Raw genomic sequence first — 8,933 nt, 5'->3', positions numbered from 1 at the left:
GGATCCGGTGGACGGTCGAGGCGGGCAGGCCCAGGATCGGTCCGATCCGGGCCGGTCCCAGCTTGCGGGCCTGCCGCAGTGCACACACCCTCGCCTCGACCGCGGCCGGCGTGCGGTGCGGGGTCGTGCGCGGGCGGCTGGAGCGGTCGTGCAGCCCCGCCTCGCCCTCCGCGCGCCACCGGCGGACCCACTTGTGGGCCGTGGCCCGCGAGATCCCCATCTCCGCCGCGACATGAGCGACCGGACGGCCGGATACGACACGTTCGATGAGAAGCCGTCTGCCATGAACGGTCAGCCGGGCATTACGGTGGGACACGAAGACCTCCGAGTGGTGCAGTCCTAGACAGCTCCACCACACCGGAGGTCTTCGCCATGTTCAAGACCCACCACTGTCAACAACGCTCGTGATCAATACACCTAGGCCTGCACGGCTTCGACCTTCGCCTCCCCACTGTGTACGTCACCGGCGGCGCCCAAGGCTCGCAACAGATCAACACCCTCATCCGCGACACCTTGCCCTGGCTGCTGCACCGGGCGAACGTCATCCACCAGTGCGGTCCGGACAACCTCACCGAGCTTCGACAGCACACCGCAACGCTGCCAGCAGAGCTGGCTGCCCGCTATCTGCTGACCGGCTATGTCGGGGCGGAACTGCCCGATGTCCTCGCGCTGGCCGACGTGATGATCTCCCGCAGTGGGGCGGGCACGATCGCAGAGCTCACGGCACTGGGAAAAGCTGCCGTGTTCATCCCGCTGGCTACCTCTGCGGGCGATGAGCAGGCGCACAACGCCCGTCACCTGCAGGAAGCCGGCGCCGCTATCGCCCTTCTCGGCGATGCGACACCGGACACCCTGCAAGCCGCGATCGAACCTCTGCTCGCGGACCCCGACCGTCGTACGGCCATGGCGGAACGCGCCCGCGCGGCTGGGCGCCCTGACGCGGCTGAGCGCTTGGTCGATGTGGTGCTGGCCGCTGCCACGGGCAGGGGAACTACGCGAGGTGCCGCCAGGCACCGCGCTCAATGACCTCCACACAAGCAGCGAATGCCTGGTCGTCCTGCCCGTAGGGGTCTGCGATGTCCTTGTCGTCGAGGTACAGCGCCAGCTTGGCCGCAGTATGGTCGTCGGCCAGGACGCGCAGGGTTGCCAGGATCGAGTGGTCCATCGCCAGGATCAGGTCGGCCCATGCCATCAGGTCGGGGCTGATCTGGACGGCGCGATGCCGGGTGAGGTCGTAGCCGCGCAGGGCGGCGGCGTCGATCATGGCCGGGTGTGCGGGCCCGCCGACCCACTTGTCCACGATGCCGGCCGAACGAGCCTCCACGGCAGCACCTCCGTGTTGAGCGAGGACCACCGCGGCCAGTGGAGAACGGCAGTAGTTCCCCAGGCACACCGTCAGGATGCGCCGCGGGACCGGGGCCGTGACGGGAGGCTCAGGACTGCCGGTCATCAGGATGCCTCCGCAGCAGGATCGGTGCGCACCTTCGTCACGGCCCGTCCGAGGGCTGCGACCACGTGCTGTACGTCCATGATGCTCATGTTTGGGTGGAACGGCAGGCTCAGCATCTCCCTGGCGACGGCCTCGGTGACGGGAAGGCTGCGGTACCAGGGGGGAGAACGCCGGTTGCAGATGATGGGGCGGGTAGTGGACGCCGACCCCGATGCCCTGCTGATGCAGGATCCGGTGCACGTCATCGCGGCGGGCGACGCGGACCACGCAGTTGAAGGGCACGGTGGCGTCCACGTCCAGGTCCACCAGGGCGACGCCGTCCAGCTCGCGCAGCCCGGCCGCGTAGGCCCGCCATAGATTCTTGCGCTTGGCCTCGATGAGGGGGAACTGGTCGAGTTGGGCGCTGCCGACGGCCGCGTGGATCGAGGACATCGTGCCGCGCAGTCCGAAGGCGCCGACGGTGTAGGACGTCGTGCGGATGCGCTCGGCCTGCGACTGGTTGATGCCCAGCAGTCGCAGTTGCCGAGCGGTCTCTGCCTCGTGGGTGGTACGTGGGACGAGGGCGCCGCCTTCGAGGCAGGTCAGGTTCTTGATCGGGCCGAAGGAGAAGCACGTCAAGGCGGTCCGGGTGGCGCCGACCCGGGCGGTGGCGGTGTAGGAGCCGAAGGCGTGTGCGGCGTCCTCGATGACGGTGATGTCGCGCTCGCCCAGGACGTCGTGCATGCCGTTGAGGTCGACGGCCCGACCGCCGAAGAGCACGGGCATGACCGCTCGGGTGTCGGGGGTGATCGCTTCGAGCACGTCCTGGCTTTCGATGACAGGGTGTCCGGGTTGATTTCGATGAATCGCGGGTGCGCGCCGCACGCGACGATCGCTTGGAGGGTCGCGGCGAAGGTTTGCGACGGCACGATCACCTCGTCGCCCGGGCCGATTCCGGCGGCCAGTAGGGCAATGTGCAGGGCCATGGTTCCTGAGGAGACCGCCACGACGTCCGGGACGCCCAGGAACCGCGCCACGTCCTGCTCGAAGAGCTCGGTCAGTTGGCGCGCTTGGTGTAGCCGATCAGTCCGGTGGCGCCGGCCAGAACCTTCAGGTCCGTGCCCGCCGGGGTGGCGGTGGCCTCGGACAGCCCGGTCAGGGTGCCCGCGGCGCCGAAGACGTCACCCCAGGGGGTCCAGGTGGCATCGGGTTTGCGGACGGCGTGCCAGAGCTTGCCGGAGGCGACGGTGAGGACCTCCAGGCCGGATGCAGTCGGGGCGACGGTCACGCGGGTCGGATCGGTCAGCGTGCCGTGGACGGCGCCGAAGACGTCCCCCCACGCGGTCCAGTGCCCGTCGGACTTGCGAACGGTGTGCCACAGCTTGCCGCCCGCGATGGCGACCAGTTCCAGCCCGGAGGGCGTCGCGGCCACGGTGATACGCGAGGGATTGGCCAGAGTGCTGCCGACCGCGCCGAAGACGTTGCCCAAGGGGGTCCAGGTCCCGTCGGGCTTGCGGATCGCGTGCCACAGCTGCCGTCGGCGATGGCGACCATCTCCAGACCGGAGGTCGTGGAGGTCAAGGAGGACTAGGTGAGGTTGGTCAGGGTGCTGCCGGCAGCGGTGAAGACGTCGCCCCAGGGGGTCCAAGGCCCGTCGCTCTTGCGGACGCTGTGCCACAGCTTCCCGCCGGAGACCATGGTGACCTGCAGGCCGCCACTGACCCAGGCCGCCGCCACCGCGCTCACGGACGGCTTGCTACCGGTCTTGGGGGCCAGGTCCTCGAACGCCGGCCAGGTGCCGTCCGCCTTCTGCTGCGCGTACCAGACCTTGCCGTCCGCGACCGCCCCCGCATGCGTCTGCGTCCCGTCGCCGGCGATCGCGAGCCCTTGAAGCTTGGCGGGGTCCAGTGCGCCCGCCGCTGCCGGGACCGCGGTGCTCATGCTGCTCTGCCGGCCGTCGGAGTCGTAGCCGTAGGCGTACGTCTTGCCGTCCGGGTAGGTGCGGTTGGTGAGCTGTCCCGCGTCGTCGTAGCTGTAGGCGAAGGCCCCGCCGTGCTCCGGGGTGACCGTCTTCAGATGTCCGGCCGGGTCGTAGCCGAAGGTGCGGGTGCCGGTGGCGTCGGTGACGGTCTTGCGCTGGCCGGCCGCGTCGTAAGTGGTGGCCACCGGTGAAGTGGTGTCCGTGTACGAGACTGCGGTGGGCAGACCCCGGGCGTCGATGGTGCTGGTGGCGGCACCCGAATGGGTTGTTTTCCTTCGGTCATGTTCGCTCCCCGTTCCTTTCCAGGGATTGTGACCCGGGCGGACGGGGCACCGACAGGGGCCGAATGGACCTTCCCCTGGCATTGACGCAGCGAATACCAGGCGTCATGAATCGGCGGTCTCCGGGCTCCGGATCCAGCTCCTGGGACGGGTCGATCAGAACTGCGGTCCCACGAGCGGTGGCTCGCTGTGCTTGGTGTGGCCGGTGAGGCGGATCTCCACGTTCACCACACCCGCGACCGACCGCACCAACCGGGCGGCAACCGGGATGAGCGACGTGTCCGGAATCGTCCCGGCAAGGGTGACCACCCCTTCGTCCACAGCAACCTCGATCGTTGGCCGCTGATCGCGGAAGAGGTGGCCGACGATCTCCCTGCGCACCTCGCCGGCTATGTCCTCGTCCTCGCGCAGGAACACCTTCAGCAGGTCGGAGCGGCTGACGATACCCGTCAGCGTGCCTACTTCGTCCACCACCGGCAGCCGTTTGATGTTGCGGCGGGCCATCACCCGTGCGGCCTCCGCGAGAGTGGCGCCGGCATGGATGGTCACAGCGGGGGTCGTCATGAGTTCCCCCGCCGTGCCGGCTCCGGCCTTCACCAGGTCGTCCAGCCGCCGCAACTGCTCGAGGCGGGAGGGGTCGTGATCCTTGAACTCCTCCTTGGCCAGCAGATCGGCCTCGGAGACGACGCCGATGACCCTGGCCTCGCCCTCCAACACTGGCAGAGCGCTGACGTGCCACTGCTCCAGCGTCTTGACGATCTCCTTGAACGGCGTGGTGCGGCTGACCGCGACCACCGTCTGGGTCATGACATCGCTGACGATGCGCGGAGTGTCATTCATGACGGGCTCCTTCTGATCGGTCATGGATGGATCATGCTGTTGTGCGCTCCGCGTACGTCCCGTCGTCACATCCGCACCGCGCTGTGGGGTCCGTACAGATCGAGGAGCCTGCTGCGGGAGACGGTGAGACGGTGCGCGACCACTTCCGCACAGGCCAGGGCGAGTTGCTGGCCGAGTACCGGATCCTCCGTGCACAGGGCTCGTACCCGCTCGGCGTCGAACTCCCTCGTGCGCACCAGGCTCAGGGCCTCGGCGCCGAAGTGCCAGCGGTAGGGAGCGAAGAGCCAGGACCAGCCCAGGAGGTCTCCCGCTCCGAGCGTCTCGACGACGGGGGCCCGGCGGCCCGGCACATGCAGGTCCAGCTGCACCGCACCGGTGCGGATGATCCAGAAGTGATCGGCCCGCCCGCCTTCCTCGAAGATCCTCGCCCCGGCCGGGAAGGAGACTTCCCGGGACAAGGCCATCAGCCTGTCGCGGTTCTCGGCGGACATCGCCTGGAAAGGGGCTCGGGTGCGGTTCATGACGGAGTCTCCCTTGTCTCGCGCTGGACCCGTGCAGCGCTCCCAGGCAGCACGACTGCCGGCGGAGCGCCTTCATCACCAGCTTCCGACGGCGCGTTCCGTGCGGAAAGGGGCCATGCGGCCCTCCCCGGAGGGCCTGCCGGGCCGTCTTCGGCTGCCGGGGCCGGTCGTCCGGTGGCGGCCGGCACGGTGACCACGGGACACGGAGAGTGGCGAACACAGTCGCGGGGGACCGGGCCCAGCGCAGGCAGCAGGCGGGACGCGGGCACACGGTGTCCCAGAGCCAGAAGAAGGGCGTGCTGGGCCTGGGCGAGGAGCGCGGGGCTCGCGCGGCCCTCCACGAGTACCAGTCTCACCCCGACCCCGGGCCTGGGCCCGAGGGCCTGCCGCACCGACGCTCGAAGTACGTCCCCCGCTCGCGCCCGCTCCTCCGCCGGAGTGTGACCGACAGGCCGCGGGGCGTACGGAGCGAGAAAAGCACCACTCGGCTCCCAGGCATGCACGGCCACGAGCTCTGCCCGTCGGGTCACCGCCTCAGCGGCAGCCCAGCGCAGAGCCGCGCGGGAGGACTCACTGCCATCGACGCCGACAACAATGCGGTTATGGATCGGTGATCCGGACATGCCTGCCTCCGTCGCCCTGTACGTCAGGCCGGGTGCCGTCCCCACGTGGAGCCGACCTGTGACCATTCCTGTTCCCATTCCGCCATCCGGCGCCGGTCCGTAGCCCGGCGGATCAGACCTCGAACGGTGACCAGCAGCGCGATGGCCAGCACACCCCCTGCGGTCACAGCGACTGCGGTGAGCGACGCCACCTGCCCGCTGGACATGGGCGCGGAGGCCTGCTGCCCAGAAGGCCCCACCCAGACCGCAGTGGTCGAGCCGCGCGGGCTGTCGGCGGCCGCTTTGGCCGTTCCCGTCCGATCAGTTCCGCCGGGCGTGCCCCAGCGGACCTTCACGGGGAATCGGTCACCGGTACCGCTGGCCCCCGGCACAGCGGAAGGCGCGTCCTCCAGCAGCACGGCGGGCACGGTGTGACGCGTCGCCCGCTGATCCCTGGCCGCCGCTCGAGCGGTCGTATGGACGACGGCACCCGTGGTGATCGCGGCCGCCGGCACCCCGAGGAGCAGGAGCGCGGCCGTCACCAGATTCACCCATCCTTCGATCCTGTCCGAGCGGCGACGCAGCGGATTGGACCGCCAACGCCACCATCGCCGGGTTCCCCTCACAGTCCCGTCGCCTCTCTGTCTGCTCCGCGGTTCCTCAGAGCTTCCGGATCCAGTCGTCGGCCACACCGTGGAGTTCCGGTTCGCCAACCTTCAGGTGCGAGTCGTCGAGCCGGTACGTGAGCTTGTCGACCACGGCGACCACTCCGTCGATCAGCGGGGTGAGGCGCAGCGCGATGTCGACTTCGCTGCGGCGTTCCAGCTCCCCCTCCAGCGTCACCACACCGCCGTACACAGTGACGGCGATGGTCTGCGGGACGACCCACAGGGTACGGACCAGCACCTCGTCGACCACATCGCGGCGGATGTCGCTGTCCGGCCGCAGGAACACCTGCAGCAGGTCGCGACGGGTGACGATGCCGATCAGGCGGTCCTGCTCGTCGACGACGGGCAGCCGTTCCACCTTGTGCTCCATCATGGTGCGGGCGGCCTCGGCGATGGAGTCCTCAGCGTGCACCGTGACCGCCGGCTGGGACATCAGTTGTCCCGCGGTACGGGCCCGGGCCTTGATCTGCTCCTGGCGGTGGGTACGGTAGAGCCGGCCCCACCGCGAAGCGTTGTCGGCGACGCTCGGGACCTGGCGCATCATCAGGTCCGTCTCGGAGATGACGCCGATGACCTTCTCGTCGTCGTCGACGACGGGAAGCCCGCTGATGCCGTGCCGGGACAGCCGTTCGGCAACCACCTTGAACGGCGTACCGTAAACAGCCTTGACAACATTGGCCGTCATCACGTCGGTGATCCGATTGTGCTTCATCGCTGATTCCTCAATTCGGTGTGAGCGCCCTTCTGCGATGGACGACTTCAGCGTCCACCCGTGCGAACCGCCCTCCCAGAGGCCGCCCGGCCCTGCGGCCTGGGCCGTACGGTCCACCCGTCGGCGGTCGCCCCGGTGCCGGGGGAACGGTCCCGTCCGGCTCACATCGAGCACGACATCCCGACGCCGGCCAGGGGGCCGAACGGCCCCCAACGAGGCCGGACCGCCCCTGTCACGGCTCGGCCGCCGGTGCGACGCTCCCAGCCAGGAGCGCACCCACGGGCGGTGCGCGGTGAACAAGGAGTGGGCGCCGTGGAACTTCCGGTGGTCGTGGGCGTGGACGGATCCGAGGCGGGTCTGGAGGCGGTGGACTGGGCGGCGGACGAAGCTGTCCGGCAGGAACTACCGCTCCGGCTGGTGCACGCTTCACTGTGGGAGCACTACGAGGGCATGTCCCCCTCGTTCGGTGACCGCCGGCCGTCCGAGCGGGTACGGGCCGAGAACATCATCGCCGAGGCGGTCGAGCGCGCCGAGGCCCGGCAGCCGGGCCTCAAGATAAGCAGCAACATCATCGTGGAGGGCGCCGTGACGGCGCTGGTGGAAGAGAGCGTGCGCGCCTACGCGGTGGTCGTGGGCCACCGGGGCCGTGGGGAACTCACCGGACTGCTGCTCGGTTCGGTCGGCCTGGGAGTCGCAGCTCGCGCGCGCGGACCGGTGATCGTCGTCCGTGGTGCTGTGGAGAACCGGCAAGATGCCTACCACCGTGTGTTGCTCGGCGTCAGCGGTGTCTCTGCCGCGGACGCATCGGTGGACTTCGCGTTCCGCGCCGCGGACCGGCGCGGTGCCCGTGTGGAGGCCGTGCACGCATGGCGATGCCCGGACCACGAGTCCACGGCGAGTTTCGATACCGCACGTGAGCATTTGCGCCGGGCCGAGACGACTCTCACGGACGCGGTACGGGACGTGGCGGCCCTGTATCCCAAGGTCACCGTGGATCGCGTACCGGTCGAGGGGCTGGCCAGAAAGGCTCTGCTGGACGCCGCCGTCACCGCGGATCTCCTGGTGGTCGGGGCTCAGCGGCGTCAGGGCCGCTCCCTGGGACTCCAGCTCGGCCTGGTCAATCACGCGCTGCTGCACCACGCGGCCTGCCCGGTGGCGGTCGTCCCCCAACCTTGAGGTCGGAACGCTGCAGCTTCGGTGGCGGAACCGGTATCGACCCGGCTCCCTCGCCGGTCTCGGCAGTTGCCAGGCGTGCACCGCGCGCAGCCGGCGGCCCTGCCGGTGCGCGGCGTCGAAGGCGAATCCGGTCACGCTCTCCCCCGGGCGACGCGCATCGAGACCGGGGACGATCTCGCCGGCCGCGGTTTCCCGCACCAGGACCCCGGGACACCGGGTGCCGGCAGCGATCTCCCTGGCATCGCGGTTCATGGCACTGATCACGAGCAGGCTGGCACCGGCCGAAGCCGACAGAAGAGCGGACTGCGGGCGTTCATCTCGCTGAGTGGTCACCCGCAGCGCGGGATGCCGCAGCCGCACAGCGGCTGACCTGTGCGATCGGAGATGGGACGTGTGCCACTGAAGTTGGACCGAATACAGTTCGTGACAACGAAGACGGACCGCCGCAGGTCAGGGCGGTTGTGCCGGGGCCGCGAGAGATCATGGGCGGTGCGGTGCGAGGTCTCATTGATGAGGACGATCCAGCGGTCCTTCCAGGCCTGACCCGTCTCACCGAATTGACGTTGTCTCAGCCAAGTTTGACCTGCTGTATGGGTGGTCAGACATCCCATGCCGTTTCATGTCAAGAGGGATAAGGCTGGGCGTGGTGTGACCAGGCGGTTGCTTCGTCGTAGTGGGTGCGGGTTTTGAGGCATCCGTGGAGGATGCCGACGAGGCGGTTGC

General features: G+C 69.3%; 9 protein-coding genes and 2 pseudogenes. 2 read left to right on the top strand and 9 right to left on the bottom strand.

Translation table 11 applies throughout. The features are described from left to right. Positions 1-316 (bottom strand): leucine zipper domain-containing protein (locus G3I60_RS43110; RefSeq protein ID WP_164608525.1); only part of this gene is annotated, 316 nt, incomplete at its 3' end. Between the two features lie 101 nt (positions 317-417). Between G3I60_RS43110 and G3I60_RS43105 the strand changes: the two are divergent. Beyond that, positions 418-1,026: pseudogene (locus G3I60_RS43105) on the top strand (glycosyltransferase); the annotation flags it as partial. On the opposite strand, the pseudogene G3I60_RS46990 reads toward G3I60_RS43105, so the two are convergent. The 8 genes and pseudogenes from G3I60_RS46990 to G3I60_RS43060 form a co-directional block, all read right to left on the bottom strand. Further along, positions 992-2,442: pseudogene (locus G3I60_RS46990) on the bottom strand (aminotransferase class I/II-fold pyridoxal phosphate-dependent enzyme); the annotation flags it as partial. The pseudogenes G3I60_RS43105 and G3I60_RS46990 sit on opposite strands and share 35 nt — an antisense overlap. Before the next feature lie 44 nt (positions 2,443-2,486). After that, on the bottom strand, positions 2,487-2,918 hold the full coding sequence (locus tag G3I60_RS43090) for a hypothetical protein (RefSeq protein WP_164294544.1): 432 nt from the start codon (positions 2,916-2,918) through the stop codon (positions 2,487-2,489). Between the two features lie 98 nt (positions 2,919-3,016). Next, positions 3,017-3,775 (bottom strand): RHS repeat domain-containing protein, encoded by a 759-nt coding sequence (locus tag G3I60_RS43085; protein WP_239071016.1) that lies wholly within the window; start codon positions 3,773-3,775, stop codon positions 3,017-3,019. Positions 3,776-3,847: 72 nt separating this feature from the next. Further along, positions 3,848-4,531 carry a CBS domain-containing protein gene (locus tag G3I60_RS43080; RefSeq protein ID WP_164294542.1) on the bottom strand — a complete coding sequence of 228 codons (684 nt, stop codon included), beginning with the start codon at positions 4,529-4,531 and terminating at the stop codon, positions 3,848-3,850. Between the two features lie 65 nt (positions 4,532-4,596). Then, the gene (locus tag G3I60_RS43075) at positions 4,597-5,052 is read right to left on the bottom strand and encodes a cyclic nucleotide-binding domain-containing protein (RefSeq protein WP_164294541.1); all 456 of its coding nucleotides are present in this window, start codon (positions 5,050-5,052) and stop codon (positions 4,597-4,599) included. Further along, a complete protein-coding gene (locus G3I60_RS47180) occupies positions 5,049-5,675 on the bottom strand; it encodes a universal stress protein (protein WP_164294540.1) in 627 nt (208 codons plus the stop codon). Before G3I60_RS47180 ends, G3I60_RS43075 begins: the two co-directional genes overlap by 4 nt. Positions 5,676-5,698: 23 nt before the next feature. Further along, the gene (locus G3I60_RS43065) at positions 5,699-6,205 is read right to left on the bottom strand and encodes a hypothetical protein (protein ID WP_164294539.1); all 507 of its coding nucleotides are present in this window, start codon (positions 6,203-6,205) and stop codon (positions 5,699-5,701) included. 109 nt (positions 6,206-6,314) lie between these two features. After that, positions 6,315-7,034, bottom strand: coding sequence for a CBS domain-containing protein (locus G3I60_RS43060; protein ID WP_164294538.1), 720 nt, complete (start codon positions 7,032-7,034; stop codon positions 6,315-6,317). Between the two features lie 312 nt (positions 7,035-7,346). Here G3I60_RS43060 and G3I60_RS43055 point away from each other — a divergent pair, with 312 nt between their 5' ends. Then, positions 7,347-8,210, top strand: a complete 864-nt coding sequence (locus G3I60_RS43055; protein ID WP_164294537.1) for a universal stress protein — start codon at positions 7,347-7,349, stop codon at positions 8,208-8,210. Positions 8,211-8,933: the final 723 nt, after the last annotated feature.

The sequence above is a fragment of the Streptomyces sp. SID13666 genome, assembly GCF_010548325.1.
GTDB classification, from domain to species: domain Bacteria; phylum Actinomycetota; class Actinomycetes; order Streptomycetales; family Streptomycetaceae; genus Actinacidiphila; species Actinacidiphila fildesensis.
This window is presented reverse-complemented; position numbering and strand designations above follow the sequence as displayed.